Genomic DNA, 21,208 nt, shown 5'->3' on the forward strand with positions numbered 1-21,208 from the left:
GGCGCTACGAGTCGAGGAAGCCCCGCTGCACCGCGATCATCACGGCATGGGTCCGGTCCAGCGCGCCGAGCTTGGCCATGATGCTGCGCATCCGCGACTTGACGGTGTCTTCGGAGACGAACAGCGCTTCGGCGATCGCCTTGTTGCTCTGGCCGGCGGCGGCAAGCCGCAGCACGCTGGTTTCTCGCGAGGTGAGGTTGTCCGAGCCCGCATGCCGGGCGATTTCGTGGGCGACTTCGGAAGCGACCACGTGCCGACCCGCCACCGAGGCGCGGATCGCCTTGATGATTTCCTCGAGCGTGGCGGACTTCAGCAGATAGGACGTCGCGCCCAGGGTCAGTGCGCGCATGACGCGCGCGTCGCCGGGATAACTGGTCAGCACGATGAGGGTCGCCTTGGGGAATTCACCGCGGATGGCCGCGATGGCTTCCAAGCCGTCCACATGGGGCATCTGCAGGTCGAGCAGGGCGACGGTGGGCTGGAGGCTCCGGTACAGCGAAATCGCTTCCGCGCCGTCCGCTCCTTCGCCGACGAGCTCCATGTCGGCCTCCTGGCTGATCGCGGCGCGCAGGCCACGCCRCATGATCGGGTGGTCGTCGGTGATCAGTACCCGGATCTTTTCAGACGGATCGATGGGTTCGGTCACGTGGAATCTCCCTGTTCACGTCCCATCTTGCGAAGAGCGACGGCTGCGTTCAATACCCAAATGGATGATTCTTGCTATAGACCCGACCGACGACGACACGAAAGAGTGAATGCCGATCCCACGAACGGATGGCCGGCTCGCCTCGAATGAGGATGCCTTTTGCCTGATGTGCGCCCTAGTCTGGGGGTGTCGGCGTGAAACAGGGGACGCCTGACGCCAATGACCCAAGGGGCGCGGTCCATGACCTCCAGACTTGCTTCGATCGAGGATGCTCTTTCCTCCTTGCTGCTACGAACCGTCGAGCGCAAGCCCGCTGACGACGCCGTATTCGAGCACGTCACGATGGCCCTGCACGCGTTCAGGCGGACGTCCTCGACGGAACCGGCGGCGCTGCCCCGTAGCAGTCGTGGCGGGCTCGCCTCGTGGCAGTTACGCATGGCTTGCGACAGGCTGGACGTCGAGGCTGACCTTGGTGCGGCCATTCACGGCGCAGCTGCTGCCTGCCATCTGTCGCGCAGCCACTTCTCGCGCGCCTTCAAGGCGAGCACGGGCCTGTCGCCCACGCACTGGCGGATGGAGCAGCGCGTACGACGCGCGCAGACCTTGCTCGCCCACCCCGACAGGACACTGGTGGATATCGCCGCCGAATGCGGCTTCGCCGACCAGAGTCACTTCACCAACGTCTTTTCGCGGTTCCGTCGGCAGAGCCCGGGTGCCTGGCGACGCGATGCCGCCAGGCGTTCAGCAAAGGCCTAGCGCTTGCCGTCGCGTTCGAAGACCAGGCCTGCCGCCTGAAGGTCGCCCCTCATCAGCACGTTGACCCCGTGCTCCATCCAGTACGCACCGCTCGCGACCTCCGGTGTACCCGGTGCGACCGTGCCGTGGATGCTGCGGAACCGGTAGCGCGCGGCGGGATCCAGGCCGCGCAAGCGCAATGTCGGGAACGGACGCGCTTCCTCGCCCTGCCGCTGGAAGGCGAACAACACGGCCTGGCTGCCGTCACCGGCCACCGATTCCGTCGCCGACCACGGGGCGCGGTCCTGCGGGGATAGCAGTCGATACAGGTCGCCCTTCTGCACGGTGCCGCGGATGGCCTTGTACTCCGTGATGTAGTGACGTGCCGTTGCATCATCGGCCGCGGTCCACTCGAGCAGGTTCGCGCCGATACCCAGTCCGCCCTGCATCGACGAGAGGAAGCGGAAGTCGAGCGAACTGGTGCGGTTATTCACCCAGTTCGGCGAACCGGTCACCCAGGCCATCATGGTCGCCGGCGCGTAGGCCTGGCTGAAGCCGTCCTGGATCGAGAGACGGTCGGATGGATCGGTGTTGTCCGACGGCCACACTTCGTCGGTGAGCGACATGATGCCGAGGTCAACGCGCGCACCGCCGCCCGAGCACGATTCGATCTCGACCTTCGGGTGCCGCTTACGTAGCTCGCGAATGATGTCGTAAAGGTTGTTGACGTAGGCGACGTAAACCTTCTGCTGTTCGTCGGGCGACATCTGCGGCCAGCCCGGCTCGGACCAGTTGCGGTTGTAATCCCATTTCAGGAACTGGATGTCGTTGTCCTTGAGCAGGCCGTCCAACACCTCGAGCACGTGCGCCTTGACGTCTTCGCGGGCCAGGTTGAGCACCATCTGGTGGCGGCCCTCGCTGCGGTCGCGTCCGGGGAAGTTGAGCACCCAATCCGGATGCGCCCGATAGAGGTCGCTGTCCGCGTTGATCATCTCCGGTTCCACCCACAGGCCGAAGCTCATGCCCAGCCCGTGCACCTTGTCGATGAGGGGCTTCAAGCCGTTGGGGAACTTGTTGCGGTTGACCACCCAATCGCCCAGACCGGCACGGTCGGTGTTGCGTGCGCCGAACCAGCCGTCATCCATGACGAAGCGCTCCACGCCGAGCGCGGCCGCCTTCTCGGCGAGGCGGACCTGGCCGGGTTCGTCGACCTTGAACTCCGTGGCTTCCCAGGAGTTGTAGAGGACGGGCCTCAGCGGGGTCTTCGATCCTTCCGGCAGGATGCGATCGCGTTCGAAGCGATGCAGCAGGCGGGAGGCCTCGCCCATGCCGTCGCGCGTGTAGCCGGCGTAGAACACCGGCGTATCGAGCGCCTGGCCCGGCGACAGCTTGTAACCGAAATCGAAGGGGTTATAGCCACCGACCACACGCACTTGGCCGAGAATATCCTCGTCCACGCGGATGCTCCACGAGCCGCTCCAGGCGAGGGCGCCAAACCAGACGTCGCCGTGCGTCTCGCTCCACGCGTTGCCGCGCCCGATGGCGAACCACGGATTGTTTTCGTCACCCGTGCTGCCGCGATGGCTCTCGAGCACGGTGGCACCCGGGGTGATGGCACGCGTCTGCAGGTGCCATTCGCCGGCCCAGGTACCGGTGAGGTAGCGAAGCGAATAGTCGCTGCCGCGAGGCAGGTTCCAGGCTGCCGAGGCGGCGCTGTCGATCACGAGTGCCTGCTTGCCGGTGTTCTCGATGTGCGCGGAGCGGCCGATGATGCCGGTGGCGGTATCGGCCGTGTATCGAAGGCTGACGGCGACGCCCGCCTGCGCATCACGCAGGAGGATGGAAAGACCACCGTTCTCGATCGTGTAGCTGTCGTAGCGCAGCACCAGGTCGCGGTTGCCGTCGGCGAGGCGAATCTTCAACGCGGGCGTGGCCGTCATGGCGCCGCCCCAGCCGGCGTATTCCTGCGGTGACAGGCTGCCGGCGGGATCGAACGACGAACGCTCCGGTGCCGGTGCCGCGGGGCCGAGCGGATCGGTCGCGGCAAGTCGGGCCCCCCAGTACAGCGTCTGCAGCTTGCCCTCGGGGTCGACGCCCATGGCATAGGTCACGCCACCGGCGTCGAGCCGGAACACGCGATGCGATGCGTCGTACGTGGGCGAGGTGTTCGCGCCGGATGGCGCCTTCGTTGCCGCGAGGGCGGGTACAAGGGCGAGACTGCCCGCGGCGAGCATGGCGAACCGGACGATCCTGGCGTGACGCATCAAGTGTTCCACCTTGTGATTTATGGGTGCCGCCCCTCTTCGACGGCCTCGGCGCGGAACGCGAAGACGCGTTCCAGCGATGCACCGGGGCCGAGCAGGGTCATGCCGTTTGCCACCGGCCCCCCCGGAAGATGCACGGCATTGATCGGATGGTCCACCGGTTCGAAGCAGAAAAAGTCTTCGTCCGCCGGTGTGTAAAGGACATAGCCATCCACGTCGGCCTCGACATGCAGGCGCAGCGCGTGGTCGGGCCATTCGATGATGGCCTTGCCGGACCATCCGGTGAACGCGTGGTTGACGCCCTGGGGTGGCAAGGGGAGGCGGGTCGAGAAGTCCCACGGGCCCGGCACAGGGCCGTGGTGGCTGGGAAGCGGACCGTGGCCGTCGTTAAGCCAGACGCCCGTCGCCGGTGCGAGCAATCTCGCGCCGCCGTGCAGCGGAAAGAACGGATGCAGGCCCAGGCCGAACGGCAGCGCGGCATCGCCGGTGTTGGTTACACCCAGGCGTACCTTCAGGGCGTCGCCTTCCAGCTGATAGTGAAGAGTGGCGTGATACGAGTAGGCATCGTGGGCTGCCTCGATAAGCTCGAGGTGCGCTGCGTCCGCGTCATGCTCACGTACCGTCCACCGTCGCTGCCAGCCGCTGCCGTGGATCGGGTAGGCATCGTCATCGCGATTGAGCGGCAGCGAGACCCGTCGTTCCCCTATGAAAAAGCCGCCGTGGGCAATCCGATTGCTCCACGGCAGGAGGGGGTAACAGGCAAGGCGGTTGGGTTCATAGCGACCTGGGGATCGCTCGGGCTCGCCGAGGCAGGGCCGCATGAGCGGCACTTCCTCGAGGCCACCGAGCCAGTCGAAGCGTGCGATGCCACCGCCTACCGACGGTAGCAGGCACACGCTCAACCGGTCGTTGCACAGCTGGATCACAGCGAGGCGCGCACACCGAGGAAGAAGGTACGGCCATTGGCCTCGGCGTAGCTCTGGCGATCGTCGTACACCTGGTACTGGTAAATGTTCTCGTTGGTCAGGTTGGTCGCATCCACGAACAGCGAGACATGCTCGTTGAGCTTGTAGCTCGCGCTCAGATCCAGCTGGCCGTAATCCTTCACCGAGGTCGGCTGGCTCTGGTTTCCGGCGATCGAAGCGAGGTACTTGGCGCGCCAGTTGTATGCCACGCGAGCCTCCGCCGGACCCTTCTGGTAGTACAGGCTCGCATTGTACGAATTGCCGATGCCCGGCACCGCGAACTTGCCCGCATTCGCCAGCTTGTCCTGGCTGATGGATGCGTCGCTGGTGACATAGGTGTAGTTCGTCGCCACGCCCAGGCCGTCGAACGGGGCAGGGAGCTTGGTGAACTGGTAGTTGAAGGTGAACTCCGCGCCCTTGATCGTTGCCTCGTTGAGGTTCACCGGCTCGGTCAGCTGGAAAGGGAAGCCAAGCAGGGTCGTCTCGGTGGTGATCAGGGTGCTGAAATTGCTGACCTGCTTGCGGAACAGGTTCAAGGCCGTGTAGCTGGTCTCATTGAAGTACCACTCGATACCCGCATCGTAGTTCTTGGACAGATACGGCTTGAGCTGCGTGTTGCCGCGCGTCACCGTCTGGTCCTGCGGGCGGAAGCTGTACGACGCCGAGGCGGCCAGGTTGCTCAGGTCGGGACGGGTCAGCGTCTTCGACGCCGCGGCGCGGAACACCACGTTATCGAGCAGGTTGAGCTTGAAGTTCATCGACGGCAGCCACTCGTGGTAGTTGCCGTTCTGCGCGATCGGACTCAGCGTGCCGTAGGTCGGAATCGCATTCGTCGGATCGTTGGGGTTCACGGCAATGCCGATGATCGGCACCGAGTAGGCGTACGAGGTCGTGTTCGTCTTCGTGTAGCGCATGCCCACATTGAGCGTCCAGGGCATGCTGCCATCGCCCTCGAGGGTGGCCATGCCGTAGGCCGAACTGATCCGTTCCTTGATCTGGCTATAGGTGTTCGGGTCCGGGACCGCCGTGAAGCCGCCGCCATTGGCATCGAGCTGTGCTTTGAAGGCATCGGCGTTGGGCAGCTGGTTGTACGCCGCGGGCGTCGCCAGGTACGCGAACAGCTTCTTCACGTCGTAGGTGACCCAGTCGCGAGGAAAGCCCGGCGATGCGCCGTCGACGAGATTGCCGGCGTGGAAGATGTGCGCATTCACCGCATCGGCCGGTACATCCACCACGTAGCCGCAGTACTCGGCGCAGCCGAAGCTGTTCGGTGTGTTGTACGTGACCTCGGTTTTCTTGCGGTTGGAGTTGGAAATGCCGAAGTCGATGCGCGACAGCGTGCCGTCCAGGAAGCTCTTGCCGAAGTGAAGCTGGTTCTCGAGAATCTTGTCGCTGACGTTCGGGCTCTGCGTGCCCTGGTTGGTCACGTGGGCGTGCAGGGTGTTCACGTCGGTGCTCGGCAGCAGGCCGGTGTAGCTGCCAAGGTGGTCGTCGCCGTTGTTTGTCCATGTCGGATTCACGCCGACATTGCGCGTGCCGAGCACGACGAAGTAACCATCCTGTGACTGCTTGTTCCACGCCCCCGAGGCGGCGCTGTCCAGGTCCAGCTCCATGGACGGATCGATCTGCCAGGTGATGTGACTGCCGAACTGCGTATTGAAGGCATCACGCGGATTGGCCTGCTCGGCGTAGTCGTTCGACATGCCGCCCGACTTGTCCATCACGAAGTTCTGCGCGGTGCCGTTCGCGCCCGGGGTGATGCTCTGGATGATGCCGGTATTGGTGTAGGAACCGAACGCGTTGTACGTCGAGTCCACCTTGTATTCGGAGAACAGGCCGTCCAGCTTCACGGTCACGTCGTCCAGCGGCTTCCAGTCGATGGCGCCATTGAAGGAGGTGCGCGTGCGGGTCTCGTTGATCACCTGGCCCTGCAGGGTCTGCGGTAGCGAGACATTGGTGTACGACGGATTGATCCGCGAGAAATCCTGGTTCTGCAGCCAGCCCAGGGTATCGATGGACTGCTCGATGTGGTCGCGCTTGTAGTAGACGGCGGAAGCCAGCCAGCCGAAGGTGTGGTCGGCATTGGTGTTGCCGATGACACCGGACACCTTGGGCGTGGTCTTGTCGGCCAGGCCACCCTTGATACTGTCGTTGACGCCGGCCGCACTGCCCGAGGCGTGCCAGCCGTTGAAGTCGAACGGACGCGCCGTGATGATGTTGACCGTGCCGCCGATACCGCCTTCTTCGAGATCGGGCGTACTGGTCTTCTGCACGACAGCCTGCTGGATCACTTCGGACGGAAGGACGTCGAAGTCGAACGCGCGATCGGTGGCCGCGGTAGGCATCGTGCGGCCGTTGAGCAGCACGTTGACGAAGTCGGGACCGAAGCCGCGCACGGTGATCTGGTTCGACTCGCCGCCGCTACGATTGACCGAGACGCCGGGCACGCGCTGGAGCGCATCGGCGACGTTCTGGTCGGGGAACTTGCCGGCCTCTTCCGCCGACACCGAGTCCACGGTGTTCACCGCATCGCGTTTGGTCGACTGGGAAAGGAACAACGACTGCAGCTGCCCGGTCACGGAGACGCCGTTGAGGTCGGTGACGGCCTTCCCATCCGGTGTTCGCTGGGTATCCTGGGTCGTGGCAGCGGGTGCGTCCTGCGCGTGGACCGGCATGAAACCGCCGATGAAACAGATGCCGAGCATGCCCGCCAGTGCGTTGCGCACCGACAGCGCGAGTACCTTCCGCTGCATTCCTTACTCCCCACAAATGGATGGATGTCGGCGCACGGTTCCCCGGGACGCAAGTTGCCTTGCTTCCGCTTCCGTAGTCACTCGCCGATCAAAATAGTCCCGTGGGTCAATTGTAGTATTTTATTATTATATGTCCGCAAGCTGCGGCGCAGCATTTGTTGCGCATCGTGCCCTGGAGGCCTTCTCGCAAGCGGCCTGGCGCTCAGCGGCGACCCTGGCCGAGGATATTGGCGCGGGACTCCGCCACCATGTCCAGCATGGCTTTCCTCGCCACTTCGGGCTGTCCCCGCCGAACCGCTTCATAGACCTTCTGGTGGCGTGGCAGGGCCGTCTTGAAGTTGGCCGCATTCCGCGCCGAGAGCAGGAAGAACGTTCCCAGCGCCGTCTCGATCACCGAGAACAGCGACACCATCAGCGAATTGTTGGTCGCATTAAGCAGCGTTTCGTGGAAGGCGAGGTCGGCCTTGGCCCAGGCGTCGAGGTCCTCCGACGCCGCCATTGCATCGTAAGCCGTCTTGAGTTCGATGATCTGTGCGTCCGTTCTCCGTCTGGCCGCCGCCGCGGCTGCGCCCGGCTCGATCAGCTCGCGCATTTCCACCAGCTGTTCGACGAAGCTGTCGGTCGGCATGGACGCGCACCGCCAGGCCAGCACCTCAGCGTCGAGCTGCTTCCAATGGATCGCTTCGCGGACACGGGCGCCGGTTCGCTGGCGCGACTCGATAAGGCCCTTGGCCACGAGCACCTTCATCGCTTCGCGCAGCGCCGTGCGGCTGACCTGCAACTGCTCGGCCAGCAGGTCCTCGCGAGGGAGGCCCTCGCCGGGAGCCAGTTGGCCGCTGACAATCAGCTGGCCCAGCTCATCGACGACCTGGTTGTGAAGGCTGCGCGAGCCTACGGGCTTCACCATGCGTTGCTCCTGTGACGATTCGCCCGAGGCATACATCGTACGGGTTGGGAGCGGCGAAAGAGAAGCGACACTTTGGTATCCTCATACCGAGGCTTCGACGTGCCCTTTCCTGTCCGTCGATGCCGCACTTCAGGAATGGCCATGATTGCCTGGACCGACCGTCGCGCTCTCGACCTGTTCGCCATCGAACATCCCCTCCTCCTTGCACCAATGGCAGGGTCGGGTGGTTCCGCACTCGCTATCGCGGTGGCGCAAGCCGGTGGACTGGGGTCCCTTCCCTGCGCATCCATTTCCCTGCAAACGATCGAGGCCGAGGTCCGGCTCTTTCGCTCGACCGTGCCGGGCTCACGGATCAACCTGAATTTCTTCGCGCACACGCCGGTCACGCCGACGACGGAAGACACGCAGCGCTGGCTCGCCCGGCTCGCGCCGTATTTCGCGGAGTTCGGCGTCGACGTGGCCACGCTTCCCGCCGCCGGTGGACGTGCTCCGTTCGATGCCCAGATGTGTTCGCTGGTGGAGTCGCTCCGTCCCGAAGTGGTGAGTTTTCACTTCGGTCTCCCGGCCGATGCCCTGCTGGATCGGGTCAAGGCCACCGGTGCGGTCGTCCTCGCTTCGGCCACCACCGTCTCCGAAGGTCGCTGGCTCGAGAACCGGGGCTGTGACGCCGTGATCGCCCAAGGCTACGAAGCCGGCGGTCACCGCGGTAACTTTCTTACCGACGACATGGCGACGCAGCCGGGCATCCTCGCGCTGGTTCCGCAGCTGGTGGATGCATTGAAAGTGCCCGTCATCGCCGCCGGTGGCATCGTCGACGGACGCGGCATGGCGGCGGCGCTTTGCCTCGGCGCGTCCGCGGTGCAGCTCGGGACGGCCTTCCTGCTTTCCGACGAAGCGACCAGCGTGGCTGCCCACCGCAACGCGTTGCGCACCGCACGTGACGACAATACCGCGGTCACCAACGTGCTCACCGGGCGTCCCGCACGGGGCGTGGTCAACCGCGTGATGCGTGAGTTGGGAATCCTGTCGGCGGACGCGCCACCGTTCCCACTGGCTGGCGGTCCCCTGACGCCATTGCGTGCCGCAACGGAACCCGATGGACTCGGCGATTTCCAGCCGCTGTGGTCGGGACAGTCGGGCGCCCTGGTCCGCGAGGCGGCGGCCGCCCAGATCGTCCAGGATGTCGTGGAACAGGCTGCTCGCCTGCTCCGACTGGTGTAACGGCTAACGCCAGACTGAGATGAACCAAGGCCGCCGCGAGGCGGCCTTTTCGTCGTCCGGTAAAAAAAAACCGCGCCACGCCCTTGAGATTACGCGTATCATCTTCATTAAAAGTACGTTCGTAATTTCACTAACCAGCAGGTACTGCCGTGGCCGCCGTCATCGATTCCCCTGTCCCCCGAGTGGCAGGACGAAAAAAGAGATTGAAAATCATCGCCTTGGTCGGCCTCGTCGTCGTGGTCGTTCTGTATGGCAGCCATTGGTGGACGAGCGGTCGCTTCATCGAGGACACCGATGACGCCTACGTCGGTGGCGATATCACGGTGATCGGCTCCAAGGTCCCCGGCTACATCCAGACCATCGCGGTCACCGATAACCAGGCCGTCCACAAGGGCGATCTCCTAGTGAAAATCGATGATCGCGACTACAAGGCGGCCCTGGAAAAAGCGGAGGCAGCCGTCGCCGCACAGGAAGCGTCGTTGCGTAACCTCGATGCGGTGGCCCAGCTGCAACACAGCGTGATCGCGCAGACCCAGGCCGGTCTTTCCGCCGCCCAGGCCGAAGCAAACCGGTCGAAGCTCGACGATCAGCGCTACCGCGATCTCGCCGGTCGTTCCGCCGTCTCCGTGGAAAGTGCGCAGCGCGCGCAGGCGGATTTCCAGACGGCGCACGCAGCGACGGACCGCGCCTCGGCCGCGGTGCAGGGGGCTCAACGCCAACTGGACGTGATCGACACGCAGAAGCACCAGGTCGAAGCCGCGCTGAGCCAGGCGCGCGCCGAAGCCGACATGGCCCGGCTCAATCTCTCCTATACCGAGTTGCGCGCACCCGTCGATGGTGTCATCGGCAATCGGCGCGCGCGTGTCGGTACGTACGCGGCGGCCGGCAGCCAGATGCTCGTCGTCGTGCCGGCCCACGGTCTCTGGGTGGATGCCAACTTCAAGGAAGACCAGCTGGCGCGCATGCACGTCGGGCAGGTAGTCGACGTCCGCGCGGACGTGCTGCCGGGCAAGACCTTCAAGGGCCACGTGACCAGCCTTGCGCCGGCTACAGGCGCGCAGTTCAGCGTGTTGCCGCCCGAGAACGCCACGGGCAACTTCACCAAGATCGTCCAGCGCGTGCCGGTCCGCGTCACGCTGGACGGTAGCGACGGCGATCTCGGCACGTTGCGTCCGGGCCTCTCCGTCACCACGACGATCGACACCAAAGCGCCATGAGCCCGATCGCTCATCTCACCCAGGGACAGAAGGTCTTCGCATTCGCGAGCATGTGTCTTGGCATGTTCATCGCGCTGCTCGACATCCAGATCGTGTCCGCCTCGCTGCGTGACATCGGCGGCGGTCTCTCGGCGGGTGCCGATGACACGGCATGGGTGCAGACGAGCTACCTCATCGCCGAGATCGTGGTGATTCCGCTGTCCGGTTGGCTGAGCCGTGTGTTCTCCACGCGCTGGTTGTTCGCGGTGTCTGCGGCCGGCTTCACGCTCACCAGCCTGCTCTGCGGCCTGGCCTGGGATATCCAGAGCATGATCGTGTTTCGTGCGCTGCAGGGTTTCCTCGGCGGCTCGATGATCCCGATGGTGTTCACCACGGCCTTCGTGTTCTTCGAAGGCAAGAACCGCGTCGTGGCTGCCGCGACGATCGGCGCACTCGCTTCGCTGGCGCCGACCCTCGGGCCGACCCTGGGAGGCTGGATCACCGACCACTATTCCTGGCACTGGCTGTTCTTCATCAACCTGATTCCCGGCGCGTTCGTCACCATCGCCGTGCCGATCCTGGTCAAGATCGATGAAGCCGATTTCTCCCTGCTCAAGGTGGGCGACTGGCTGGGCATCGCGCTCATCGCCGCTTTCCTCGGCTGCCTCGAGTACACGCTGGAAGAAGGCCCGCGCTGGGACTGGATGCAGGATGCGACGATCCGCACGACGGCCTGGATCACCGCGATCTCAGGCGTGCTGTTCGTCTGGCGTGGCCTCACGGCCGAGCACCCGGTGGTGGACCTGCGCGCACTCAAGGACCGCAACTTCGCGCTCGGCTGCTTCTTCTCTTTCGTCACCGGTATCGGTCTGTTCGCGACCATCTACCTCACACCGCTGTTTCTCGGTCGCGTGGAGGGCTACAGCGCGCTGCAGATCGGCAAGGCGGTGTTCTCCACTGGCGTGTTCCAGATCCTGACCATCCCGATTTACTCGATGCTGGCCAATCGTGTCGACCTGCGCTGGTTGCTGATGGTCGGCCTGGCGTTGTTCGCTGCCTCGATGTTCGAGTTCACGCCGATCACGCACGACTGGAGCGCGACCGAACTGCTCTTTCCGCAGGCACTGCGCGGTATGGGCCAGCAGTTGGCGGTGCCGCCGACGGTGACGCTCACCCTGGGTGGCCTGTTGCCGTCGAAGCTCAAGCAGGCCTCCGGTCTGTTCAACCTGATGCGCAACCTCGGTGGCGCGATCGGCATCGCCGCCTGCGCCACGATCCTCAACGACCGCACCAACCTGCATTTCTATCGTATGGCCGAACACCTGACGCCGGCCAACGAAGCGATGAACAACCTGCTTCCCGACCCGGCGGATACCGAGAGCTACACCGCCGCGCTGCACTCGCTCTGGCAACTGACGTTCCGTGAGGCACAGACGCTGACTTACAGCGATGCCTTCCTTTCCATCATGGTGTGCTTTGTCATCGCGACGGTCATGGTGCCGTTGATGCGCAAGGTGCAGCCGCCCAAAGGACCTTCCGCCGATGCGCACTAATTTCCTCTTCGCCCTGCTGGCCGTGGGCCTCGCAGGTTGCACGGTCGGTCCCGACTACGTCAGGCCAAACGTCGCCACGAATCCGGCCTGGCACGAAGCCGATGCGCTGGCCGCCCGGCAGATTGCCGCACCGGCTCCGTCGCTCGATGCCTGGTGGAAGGGCTTCAAGGACCCCGAGCTGGTCACCATTGTCGACCGCGTGATGGCACAGAACCTCGATCTTGCCGCTTCGACGGCACGCGTTGAGCAGGCGCGCGCCGCCGCGGCACATGCGCAGGCCGATCGCATGCCGAGCGGCAGCCTCGACGGCGATGTCGTCCGCCAGCACCAGTCGACGAGCAGTCCGCTGGGCAAGATCGCCAGCGCCTTCCCGGGCTACGAGCGCGCGCAGACGATTCAGGACGTCGGCGCCGGCGCCAGCTGGGAGTTGGACCTCGCCGGTGGCCTGCGCCGCGGCGCTGAAGCGGCCGACGCGGAGTACCAGGCGGCCGAAGCCAGCCACGTAGGCGTGCGCATCTCCCTCGCTGCCGAAGCTGCCGACGCCTACTTCCGGGTTCGTGGCGCGCAGGAGCGGATCGCCATTGCGGAGGAGCAGATCAAGAATGAATCGGGCCTGGTCGACCTGGTCCGCCTGCGCGCAGAGCATGGCGTCGGTACGGCGCGTGAAACGGCGCAGTCCGAGGCGTTGTTGTTGCAGGCCCGGGCGACGATCCCGCCACTCAGGATCGAGTTGGAGACGCAGCTGAATCGCCTCGACGTGTTGATGGGCGCTGCGCCAGGCACCTACGCCGCGGAGATTGGCGCCGCCAGCAAGTCATACGTCGTGCCCGGCGTGGATGCCGCCGGTGGTCCCGCCGCCTTGCTTCGTCGCCGTCCCGACGTGATTGCCGCGGAGCGCGAGCTCGCCGCCAGTAACGCACGGATCGGTGTCGCCGTATCCGAATACTACCCCTCGATGTCGCTCTCCGCCTTGCTGGGCTTCAGTACGCTCGGTAGCGGCCACCTGTTTACGGGTGCTGCCTTCCAGCCGCAGGGCGCGCTCGGCCTGCACTGGCGCCTCTTCGACTTCGGCCGCGTCGACGCCGAAGTCCAGCAGGCGAAAGGCGCCAACGCCGAGGCCCTGGCGAAGTATCGCGCGTCGATGCTCCGCGCCACGGAAGACGTCGAGAACGCCATCGTCTCGCTGAGCCAGCTCGAGGCCCAGCACGCCCTGCTCACCGATGAAGTGGATGCGCACACCCGTGCCCGCGATGCGGCGCAGGATGCGTACAAGGGCGGCGCGGTCAGCCTGATCGAAGTGCTCGACGAAGACCGCCAGCTGCTCGCCTCGCGCGACTTGCTGGCGCAGGTGCACGCTAACGATGCGCGCTCTGCGGTCGCCGCTTTCCGCGCGCTCGGTGGTGGCTGGGACGCACCCCACGACGATGTCGCCACTACGGAGCACTGAGCCATGCGCTACGACAAGGATCACAAGGACCAGACCCGCCAGCGTATCGTCGAGACCGCCGCGCTTCGCTTCCGCGAACACGGTATAGAAGGCGAGGGCGTGAAGTCGCTGATGGCGGCGGCCGGGCTCACCAACGGCGCCTTCTACAACCACTTCGAGTCGAAGGAAGACCTGACGCGCGAGGCGGTGACCGCGGCCCTGAAGGAGCGCGTCGCGCGGCTGCAGCACTGGATCGACACCGGCGAAGGTCTCGGTGGCCTCATTCGCAGCTACTTCTCCATCCGTCATCGGGATAACCCGGGGCATGGTTGCCCCTCATCCGCGGTAGCGGCCGAGGTGGCCCGTCATTCGGATCCGGTACGTGAGGCGTTCACGATCGGGGTAAACGAGTTTCTTGAACTCGCCGCCACGCAATGGCCGTCGCTGTCACCGGATCAGGCCCGATCACGTGCCATCGCCCTCTACGGACTGATGGCCGGGACCATGCAGGTGGCCCGCGCCACCCATGATCCCCTGGTGTCCGAGGAAGTGCTGGCCGCCGGCCGCCGCGCGGCACTCGAACTGGCGGGTATCGACGCCGGCGAGGGATAATCGGGGCCTCGACTCACGCAGGACCGGGCCATGGCCGTTGCGACCGCCGAAAACGTCGGCAAACGCTTCTCTCTAGAACAGATGCTCGGGGCCCGCGAACAATCGTGGGTCGCGTTGCGCGACATTGCCTCGCGAATCGTGCCAGGCATGAGCGAGCCCGAGGCTGTTGAACTCGCCGGCGAACGTCTTGCCGCTGCCGGCATGCAGCGCATCTGGCACCCGAGCATCCTCCGCTTTGGCGCCAACACCCTGAAGACGTTCCGGCAGCGTTCCGCACCGGACACGGTGCTCGCCGAGAACGACATCTTCTTCATCGACCTGGGCCCGGTTTTCGACGGCCACGAGGGCGATGTCGGTGACACCTTTGTGGTCGGCGATGACGCGACGATGCACGCCTGCGCGAACGCATCGCGCGAGCTGTTCTCGCGCACCGAGGCACGATGGCGCGAAGGCGTCACCGGCGTCGCGCTGTATGACTACGCCACCGCCGAAGCGGATGCCATGGGCTGGCGCCTCAACCACGCCACCAAGGGCCACCGGGTCGGCGACTATCCGCATGCGGTACACAAGGCCGGTGCACTCGGTGGCTTCGATGCCGTGCCGGTGCCGGGGTTATGGATCCTGGAGATCCAGATAGCGCATCCGATATTGCCGATCGGTGCGTTTTACGAAGACTTGCTGATGGCGTGAAGGGACAATCCCCTACCCAGATCTCAGAAACATCTGCATTGCACAGCCCTTTTGTTGCAAGTATCTTTCGTCTTGAACGCGCACCCGGCTCGGCGTTCGTCCGCCCCTAGGGGTCCTCACCAAGAGTGGGATAATCAAGAGATTCCGGTGTACGGGGCCCCGCATTCGTGCGGGGCCTTCGCTTTTTTTGAGCCCTTGGTCAAACCCAGGGTGCGATGTAGCAAGACCTGAAAGCGAATGAGCTTCTCCCTTCCCTTGCGGGACTTGGGTGTTGCGTAAGCGCTCTGCACGATGAGTCGGACACACGGTCGCTCCGACCCGGCATGCTTTCCGGACCACCGCCGCAGTACGAAAAATATCCGGTAGTCACACGGCGCTTCTTGAAGCGTTATGTCTGCAACGCTCAGGTAGTTGTCATTGCGGGCGTGATAGCACTTTCGCGACGGTAGATCCTTGATGACCTCGGGAAGTCGGTGCGACAACGTGTAGCGGAGGTCGTCGAACGTCCGGCACTCACGCGCATTGGTGTAGATCGTCGCGACGGCGTCGGTGGCACATCGGCCACGGGTGAAGGTGTGCATGGAGAAACCGACTTCAAGATCGAGGTCGATCTCTCCCGAGGTTGCAGATGCCGGCAACGTGATCCTGACCCTGAAGGGATGCAGATGATTCAACGGACGCGCCTTACCCGATGCCTCGACGTAGGGCTGCCACCTCATCAGACCTGTTGCCCAGTTCACTCCCATCGACGAACCCCACTCGGTAAAGCCAGTAGTGGGGCCTATCCGTGTCGCTTTTCGTTATCGGCGCTTTCGGCGATGTGCGTCAGGAAGACGCTCAACGTTCACACATGCGACGCAGAGGCGGTGCTGTCTCAGTGGACGGCGATGTATGCAACGACTTTGCGTCTGTGCGCGTTTCTCAAATCGCAAGATTGCGCGAGCCGGCGATTTGTTCCATCATTGGAATGATAGTCATTCGCAATTGAGCTCGGACCGAGGGAGAAGGGCCCTCCGCCGACCTATAGGACAACACCATGATTCTCCGCAGGAAATCGCTGCCGCTCCTGATCGCCGGGGCGTTGCTCCCGCTTGTCTCGCAGGGTCAAAGTCAGCCGTCCCAGGCGGAGCCGGTCGCCCAGGTTTCCAGTGACAAGGCGGTCCAGCTCGCCCCCGTCGCGGTCCAGGGTCTCAAGCTCGACGAGGGTTACACACGCTCGGAGGCCAGTAGCGCCACGAAGACGGATACCCCCATCATCGAAACGCCGCAGGCGATCTCGGTCATCTCGAACACCCAGATGATCGACCAGGGCGTGCTCACGGTGCAGGACGCGCTCCGCTATTCGGCAGGCGTACGTGCCGATGCTTACGGGGTGGACAGTCGTGGTGACGACGCTTTTCTGCGAGGCACGTCATTCACGCAGTACCTCGACGGCCTGCGTCAGTTCTTCGGCAACGCCTATGCGCGCACCGAGCCGTACTTTCTGGATCGCCTGGAGATCGTGCGTGGTCCGTCGTCGGTGCTTTACGGCCAGGGCACGACGGGCGGCCTGATCGCGCTGACGTCTAAGCGGCCGCAGTTCACTCCGAGCCGCGAGGTGGACGTCCAGTTCGGCAACAACGCGCGCAAGCAGCTCGCCTTCGACTTCACCGGGCCGCTCGATGCGGCCGGGCACTGGGCTTACCGTCTGATCGGCGTGGTACGCGACGCCGATGCGCAGGTCGCGCACGTTCCCGATGACCGCAAGGCCCTCGCGCCATCGATCACGTGGCAGCCGGATGCCGACACGAGCTGGACGCTGCTCGCCAACCTGCAGTTCGACCGCAGCGGATCGACGCTGAACTTCCTGCCGCATGCGGGCACGCTCCTGCCCAATCCCAATGGACGTATCCGCACCGATCGCTTTGTCAGCGAACCCGGTTTCGATCGCTACAACACCGACCAGCGCTCGATGACCTCGCTTTTCGAGCACCGCTTCAACGACACGTGGAAATTCGTCCAGAACGCGCGCTACTCGCACGACAACGTGGACTACCGCTCGCTTTACCCGAACGTGTATTCGAACCCGTCGTACCCGTTCCTCGACGACGCGCAACGCACCGTGTCGCGTTACAGCTATGTCTCGATCGACAGGCACAAGCGCCTGACCACGGATTCGCACGCCGAGGCCGATATCGATCTGGCCGGCATGCATCACCGCGTCCTCATCGGTGTGGACCTCGCCCATTCGCATACGGACTCGCGCCAGGGCGACGGCGTCGATGACGTGCCTTTCGACCTTTACGCGCCGGTTTATGGCAACGGCTTCGTTGCCCCTGACGTCTTCCCGGTGGCATCGAGCCGCACGCGCCAGACGGGTGTCTACCTCCAGGACCAGATCAACTGGGGAGAGCACTRGATCGGTACGGTGGGCATTCGTCATGATCGGGCCACCCTGACGACGGGCGATATCCGCTCCGTGGATAACGCCACCACGACGCGTTACGGCGTGATGTATCGGTTCGACAACGGCCTGGTGCCCTACGTCAGCTATACGGAGTCGTTCCAGCCGTTGGATAGCCTGGACTTCTACAACCGGCCTTATGAGCCACTTCGTGGCAAACAATACGAAGCGGGCGTGAAGTACCAGCCGGTCGGCAGCGCCACCTTGATCACGGCGACGTATTACGACCTGCGCGAAGAAAACCGCCTGGCGCCTGATCCGACCAACCCCCTGAATCAGGTGCAGGCTGGTCGCGCGAGGACCCGCGGCGTGGAGCTCGAGGCCTCGACGCGTGTCGCCAGTCACATCGACCTCATCGGGACCTATACCTGGACCAAGGCACGCCCCGACGACGGCACGATCGTCGCCGGACTGCCGAAGAACCAGGCCTCCGTGTGGGGCGTGTATCACGTCAACGACGCGGACGGCGATGGCCTGAGCTTCGGCCTCGGTGCGCGCTACATCGGCGTGAATTACGATGAGACCGGCACGCTTCGTGTTCCCGACAAGACTCTCCTCGATGCGATGCTCGCTTATACCCAGGGCCCGTGGCGATTCGCCGTCAATGCGGCCAACGTCACCGACCAGACGTACAACGCGAGCTGCCTCGCACGTGGCGACTGCTTCTACGGTCCACGTCGCAGCATCGTCGGCTCCGTTCGTTACCGGTTCTGATACGCGATCGTCCCCTTTGGACGGCCAGACCCGTTAGGATCCATGGTTCGATAACGTCGAACCGGAGATCGCGATGGGGTTTCGCAAGATGATCGGCAGCGCGGCCGTGGCCGCGCTGCTGTCCACGGGCGCACTGGCTGCACCACCTCCCGGCTATTCGGGTAACCCGGTTTTTCCGGGATGGTATGCAGACCCCGAGGCCGCCATTTTCGGCGACCAGTACTGGATCTATCCGACCACCTCGCTCGCCTACAGCAAGCAGGTCGGCTTCGACGCCTTCTCCTCGCCTGACCTCGTGCACTGGACCAAGCACGCCGATGTGCTCAACATGAAGGCGATCCCCTGGGCAAAAAAGGCGCTCTGGGCGCCGGCGCTGGTCGAAAAGGACGGCAAGTACTATTTCTTCTTCGCTGCCAACGACATCCAGAGCGACAAGGAGCTGGGTGGTATCGGCGTGGCAGTGGCCGACAAGCCCGAAGGCCCGTTCAAGGACCTGCTGGGCAAACCCTTGGTCGGCGCCTTTCACAACGGTGCGCAGCCGATCGACCAGTTCGTCTTCCATGACGACGACGGCACGTACTACATGATCTACGGTGGCTGGAAGCACGCCAACATCGTCAAGCTCAAGCCGGATTTCACCGGTGTCGAGCCGATGGCCGATGGCACGGTCTTCAAGGAAATCACGCCGGGCCCCGAGTACGTCGAAGGCCCGCTGATGTTCAAGCGCAACGGGCACTACTACTTCATGTGGTCCGAAGGCGGCTGGGGCGGTCCCAACTACTCGGTGGCCTACGCCATCGGTGATTCACCGATGGGACCGTTCAAGAACATGGGGACGATCCTCAAGCAGGACCCCAAAGTCGCCACCGGTGCAGGGCATCACTCGGTCTTCCACGTGGCCAAGGACGACAGCTGGTACATCGTCTATCACCGTCACCCGCTGGGCGACACCAAGGCCAACGACCGCGTGACCTCGATCGACGTCATGTCGTTCGACAAGGACGGAAAGATCCTTCCGGTGAAGATCACCAATGAAGGGGTCAAGGCGCATCCCCTGCGCTGATCCGCTCAGGGGATCGTCACGATCACCTTGCCGGCGGAGCGGCCGCTCTCGACGAGATCGAGGGCGGCGTTACCGTCCGCCAGTCGAAAGCGCTGCGCGGACAGTACCGGCCATAGCTTGCCCTGGTCGGCCAGTCGCGTCGCTTCGGCCATGATGAGGCCGTGCTGTTCGCGCCCGTTGCCGGTCAGCAGCGGCATCAGCGTGAATACGCCCGAGTAGGTCGCCGCGCGGAACGACAGGGGTGCGAGCGAGTGGGTACCCCAGCCAAGGCTGCTGACGACATGGCCGCCATAGCGTCGGACGGCGACAAAGGAAGCGTCGAGCGTCGCGCCGCCGAGTGTGTCGTAGACGATGTCGAAACCGTCGCCCCCGGTGTATTCGTCGACGATCGAGGCGATGTCGTTCGCATGGCGGTCGACCGCGGTTGCGCCCATTTTCTCTATCGTCGCCAGCTGGCTGGCGCTACCGGTCGCGACGACGCGTGCGCCCAGCGCGACGGCCAGTTGGACGGCCATGCTGCCGACACCGCCCGCACCGCCGTGCACGAACACGGTTTGACCCGCCTGTACCTTCGCGCGATCGACCAGCCCCTCCCACGCCGTGATGAAGCCGAGCGGCAGGGCGGCGACGTCGGCGAGAGGTAGCCGCGACGGCGCATGGGCAAGCAGGCGCGTGTCGACGCTGGCGAACTCGGCCATCGAACCCTGCTCCCCGCCGACGCCACCGGTCATGCCATACACGGCATCACCCGGAGCGAAGCCCTCGACGCCTTCGCCGACCGCTTCCACGGTGCCGGACATGTCGATGCCCAGCACGGCAGGTGCCGGCTGGCGTGCGTGCGCCGCCTGGCCGGCACGGATCTTGGTGTCGAGCGGATTCAGGCCCGCGGCGAGGATGCGGACCCGTACCTTCCCCGGGCTGACGACCGGACGCGGAAGCTGCACGAGGGTGAGGGGCGAACCCGGCGCATCCAGGCGAAGGGCTGACATCGGACGTGAGGTGTTCATGCGGGGCCCTCGTGGGCGACGGCGTCGTCCTTGGCACCTAAGTTAGCCCCTCGATCGTGCATGGAGAACCGCCAGGATTGCACGACGTCCATGCATAAATGCATGATGACCGCATGGAATGGAGCGACCTGCGCATCTTCTTGGCGGTAGCGCGCGGCGGAACGCTCGGCGCGGCCGGCCGCGAGCTCGGCCAGACCCAGCCGACGATGGGCCGGCGTRTCCGTGCGCTGGAGGCGGCACTGGGCCAGACGCTGTTCCAACGAACGAGCGAAGGCTTCCTCCTCACCGACGAGGGCGCAGCCGTGCTCGCCCATGCCGAGCGCATGGAGTCCGAAGCGCTTGGCATCGCCCGGGCGGCCAGCGGTCAACCCGGTGAACTCGACGGAAGCCTCCGCGTGTCCTCCTCGGACTGGTTTGGTGCGCATGTGCTCACACGCGCTGTCGCGTCGATGCATCGACGCCATCCTGGGGTGACGATCGAGTTGGTGACGGATGCGCGCCTGCTGAGCCTCGCGCGTCGCGAGGCGGACCTCGTCTTTCGTATCGCACCCTTCGACGAGCCGGACATCGCCCAACGAAAACTCCTGCACATGCCTTACGCGGCCTATACCGCGAAGACGGACGATGACGCATCGCCACGCCAGCGCATCACGATGGATACCGCGTTCGGCGACATGCCCGATGTCGCGTGGTTACAGACGCGCCTGCCGGGAACCCGGGTCGCGTTCCGCAGTAACAGCCGTGAGGCGCAGGCGCGCGCCTGTGCCCTCGGCGTCGGCGTTGCCGTGTTGCCTCGCCCACTCGGCGACGCGACGCCAGGTCTTCGCCGTATCGATCTGGGCGACGAGCCTCCCGGCCGCGATGTATGGCTCGGCTATCACAGGGACCTGCGCCATCTTCCGCGGTTGCGTGCTTTCGTCGACGAGGTAATCCAGCTAGATCTGTAGGAGCCGATTCATCGGCGAAGGGGTGCTTGCGGCGAGGTTGCCCGCTGCTGCGGGATCGCCGATGAA

17 protein-coding genes are annotated in these 21,208 nt (G+C 64.6%); 10 read left to right on the forward strand and 7 right to left on the reverse strand.

All coding sequences use genetic code 11. The features are described 5' to 3' along the window. Positions 1–4: 4 nt before the first annotated feature. Positions 5–646, reverse strand: a complete 642-nt coding sequence (locus AC1DYM_RS19740) for a response regulator (protein WP_477341238.1) — start codon at positions 644–646, stop codon at positions 5–7. Between the two features lie 240 nt (positions 647–886). Between AC1DYM_RS19740 and AC1DYM_RS19745 the strand changes: the two genes are divergently transcribed. Then, the gene (locus AC1DYM_RS19745; RefSeq protein WP_477341240.1) at positions 887–1,402 is read left to right on the forward strand and encodes a helix-turn-helix transcriptional regulator; all 516 of its coding nucleotides are present in this window, start codon (positions 887–889) and stop codon (positions 1,400–1,402) included. On the opposite strand, the gene AC1DYM_RS19750 is transcribed toward AC1DYM_RS19745, so the two are convergent. From AC1DYM_RS19750 to AC1DYM_RS19765, 4 genes are all read right to left on the reverse strand, one after another. Then, entirely contained in the window at positions 1,399–3,645 is a 2,247-nt protein-coding gene (locus AC1DYM_RS19750) for an alpha-galactosidase (protein WP_477341242.1), read from the reverse strand. The genes AC1DYM_RS19745 and AC1DYM_RS19750 overlap by 4 nt on opposite strands. Positions 3,646–3,665: 20 nt before the next feature. Continuing rightward, positions 3,666–4,541: an aldose 1-epimerase gene (locus AC1DYM_RS19755; protein WP_477341244.1), complete on the reverse strand. Its 876-nt coding sequence runs from the start codon at positions 4,539–4,541 to the stop codon at positions 3,666–3,668. 26 nt (positions 4,542–4,567) lie between these two features. Continuing rightward, positions 4,568–7,363, reverse strand: a complete 2,796-nt coding sequence (locus AC1DYM_RS19760; RefSeq protein ID WP_477341246.1) for a TonB-dependent receptor — start codon at positions 7,361–7,363, stop codon at positions 4,568–4,570. A 202-nt stretch (positions 7,364–7,565) separates the two neighbouring features. Continuing rightward, on the reverse strand, positions 7,566–8,270 hold the full coding sequence (locus AC1DYM_RS19765) for a FadR/GntR family transcriptional regulator (protein ID WP_477341248.1): 705 nt from the start codon (positions 8,268–8,270) through the stop codon (positions 7,566–7,568). A 141-nt stretch (positions 8,271–8,411) separates the two neighbouring features. Here AC1DYM_RS19765 and AC1DYM_RS19770 point away from each other — a divergent pair, with 141 nt between their 5' ends. The 6 genes from AC1DYM_RS19770 (at position 8,412) to AC1DYM_RS19795 (ending at position 14,968) form a co-directional block, all read left to right on the forward strand. Continuing rightward, the gene (locus AC1DYM_RS19770) at positions 8,412–9,491 is read left to right on the forward strand and encodes an NAD(P)H-dependent flavin oxidoreductase (protein ID WP_477341250.1); all 1,080 of its coding nucleotides are present in this window, start codon (positions 8,412–8,414) and stop codon (positions 9,489–9,491) included. A gap of 203 nt (positions 9,492–9,694) precedes the next feature. After that, positions 9,695–10,708 carry an HlyD family secretion protein gene (locus AC1DYM_RS19775; RefSeq protein ID WP_477341251.1) on the forward strand — a complete coding sequence of 338 codons (1,014 nt, stop codon included), beginning with the start codon at positions 9,695–9,697 and terminating at the stop codon, positions 10,706–10,708. After that, the gene (locus tag AC1DYM_RS19780) at positions 10,705–12,240 is read left to right on the forward strand and encodes a DHA2 family efflux MFS transporter permease subunit (RefSeq protein ID WP_477341253.1); all 1,536 of its coding nucleotides are present in this window, start codon (positions 10,705–10,707) and stop codon (positions 12,238–12,240) included. The genes AC1DYM_RS19775 and AC1DYM_RS19780 overlap by 4 nt, the downstream gene beginning before the upstream one ends. After that, complete coding sequence (locus AC1DYM_RS19785) at positions 12,230–13,687, forward strand: efflux transporter outer membrane subunit (RefSeq protein ID WP_477341255.1); 1,458 nt, start codon at positions 12,230–12,232, stop codon at positions 13,685–13,687. The genes AC1DYM_RS19780 and AC1DYM_RS19785 overlap by 11 nt, the downstream gene beginning before the upstream one ends. Before the next feature lie 3 nt (positions 13,688–13,690). Continuing rightward, positions 13,691–14,278 (forward strand): TetR/AcrR family transcriptional regulator, encoded by a 588-nt coding sequence (locus AC1DYM_RS19790; protein WP_477341257.1) that lies wholly within the window; start codon positions 13,691–13,693, stop codon positions 14,276–14,278. Positions 14,279–14,308: 30 nt separating this feature from the next. Further along, positions 14,309–14,968, forward strand: a complete 660-nt coding sequence (locus AC1DYM_RS19795; RefSeq protein WP_477341259.1) for a M24 family metallopeptidase — start codon at positions 14,309–14,311, stop codon at positions 14,966–14,968. 134 nt (positions 14,969–15,102) lie between these two features. Here the strand turns inward: AC1DYM_RS19795 and AC1DYM_RS19800 are convergent, their stop codons facing one another. Then, the gene (locus AC1DYM_RS19800) at positions 15,103–15,642 is read right to left on the reverse strand and encodes a hypothetical protein (protein ID WP_477341261.1); all 540 of its coding nucleotides are present in this window, start codon (positions 15,640–15,642) and stop codon (positions 15,103–15,105) included. Between the two features lie 362 nt (positions 15,643–16,004). Between AC1DYM_RS19800 and AC1DYM_RS19805 the strand changes: the two genes are divergently transcribed. Continuing rightward, positions 16,005–18,125 (forward strand): TonB-dependent siderophore receptor, encoded by a 2,121-nt coding sequence (locus AC1DYM_RS19805; RefSeq protein WP_477341263.1) that lies wholly within the window; start codon positions 16,005–16,007, stop codon positions 18,123–18,125. A gap of 73 nt (positions 18,126–18,198) precedes the next feature. Then, positions 18,199–19,188 (forward strand): glycoside hydrolase family 43 protein, encoded by a 990-nt coding sequence (locus AC1DYM_RS19810; RefSeq protein ID WP_477341265.1) that lies wholly within the window; start codon positions 18,199–18,201, stop codon positions 19,186–19,188. Between the two features lie 5 nt (positions 19,189–19,193). Here AC1DYM_RS19810 and AC1DYM_RS19815 read toward each other — a convergent pair whose 3' ends face one another. Further along, entirely contained in the window at positions 19,194–20,195 is a 1,002-nt protein-coding gene (locus AC1DYM_RS19815; RefSeq protein WP_477341267.1) for a zinc-dependent alcohol dehydrogenase family protein, read from the reverse strand. A gap of 113 nt (positions 20,196–20,308) precedes the next feature. On the opposite strand from AC1DYM_RS19815, the gene AC1DYM_RS19820 reads away from it, so the two are divergent. Next, positions 20,309–21,142 (forward strand): LysR family transcriptional regulator, encoded by an 834-nt coding sequence (locus AC1DYM_RS19820; RefSeq protein WP_477341269.1) that lies wholly within the window; start codon positions 20,309–20,311, stop codon positions 21,140–21,142. Positions 21,143–21,208: the final 66 nt, after the last annotated feature.

Source organism: Luteibacter sp. P1_D3 (genome assembly GCF_056406135.1).

Coding starts and splice junctions, on each gene's coding strand:
- AC1DYM_RS19745 (WP_477341240.1), top strand. CDS start 887: ATGACCTCCAGACTTGCTTCGATCGAGGATGCTCTTTCCTCCTTGCTG.
- AC1DYM_RS19750 (WP_477341242.1), bottom strand. CDS start 3,645: ATGCGTCACGCCAGGATCGTCCGGTTCGCCATGCTCGCCGCGGGCAGT.
- AC1DYM_RS19760 (WP_477341246.1), bottom strand. CDS start 7,363: ATGCAGCGGAAGGTACTCGCGCTGTCGGTGCGCAACGCACTGGCGGGC.
- AC1DYM_RS19765 (WP_477341248.1), bottom strand. CDS start 8,270: ATGGTGAAGCCCGTAGGCTCGCGCAGCCTTCACAACCAGGTCGTCGAT.
- AC1DYM_RS19770 (WP_477341250.1), top strand. CDS start 8,412: ATGATTGCCTGGACCGACCGTCGCGCTCTCGACCTGTTCGCCATCGAA.
- AC1DYM_RS19780 (WP_477341253.1), top strand. CDS start 10,705: ATGAGCCCGATCGCTCATCTCACCCAGGGACAGAAGGTCTTCGCATTC.
- AC1DYM_RS19785 (WP_477341255.1), top strand. CDS start 12,230: ATGCGCACTAATTTCCTCTTCGCCCTGCTGGCCGTGGGCCTCGCAGGT.
- AC1DYM_RS19790 (WP_477341257.1), top strand. CDS start 13,691: ATGCGCTACGACAAGGATCACAAGGACCAGACCCGCCAGCGTATCGTC.
- AC1DYM_RS19795 (WP_477341259.1), top strand. CDS start 14,309: ATGGCCGTTGCGACCGCCGAAAACGTCGGCAAACGCTTCTCTCTAGAA.
- AC1DYM_RS19810 (WP_477341265.1), top strand. CDS start 18,199: ATGGGGTTTCGCAAGATGATCGGCAGCGCGGCCGTGGCCGCGCTGCTG.
- AC1DYM_RS19815 (WP_477341267.1), bottom strand. CDS start 20,195: ATGAACACCTCACGTCCGATGTCAGCCCTTCGCCTGGATGCGCCGGGT.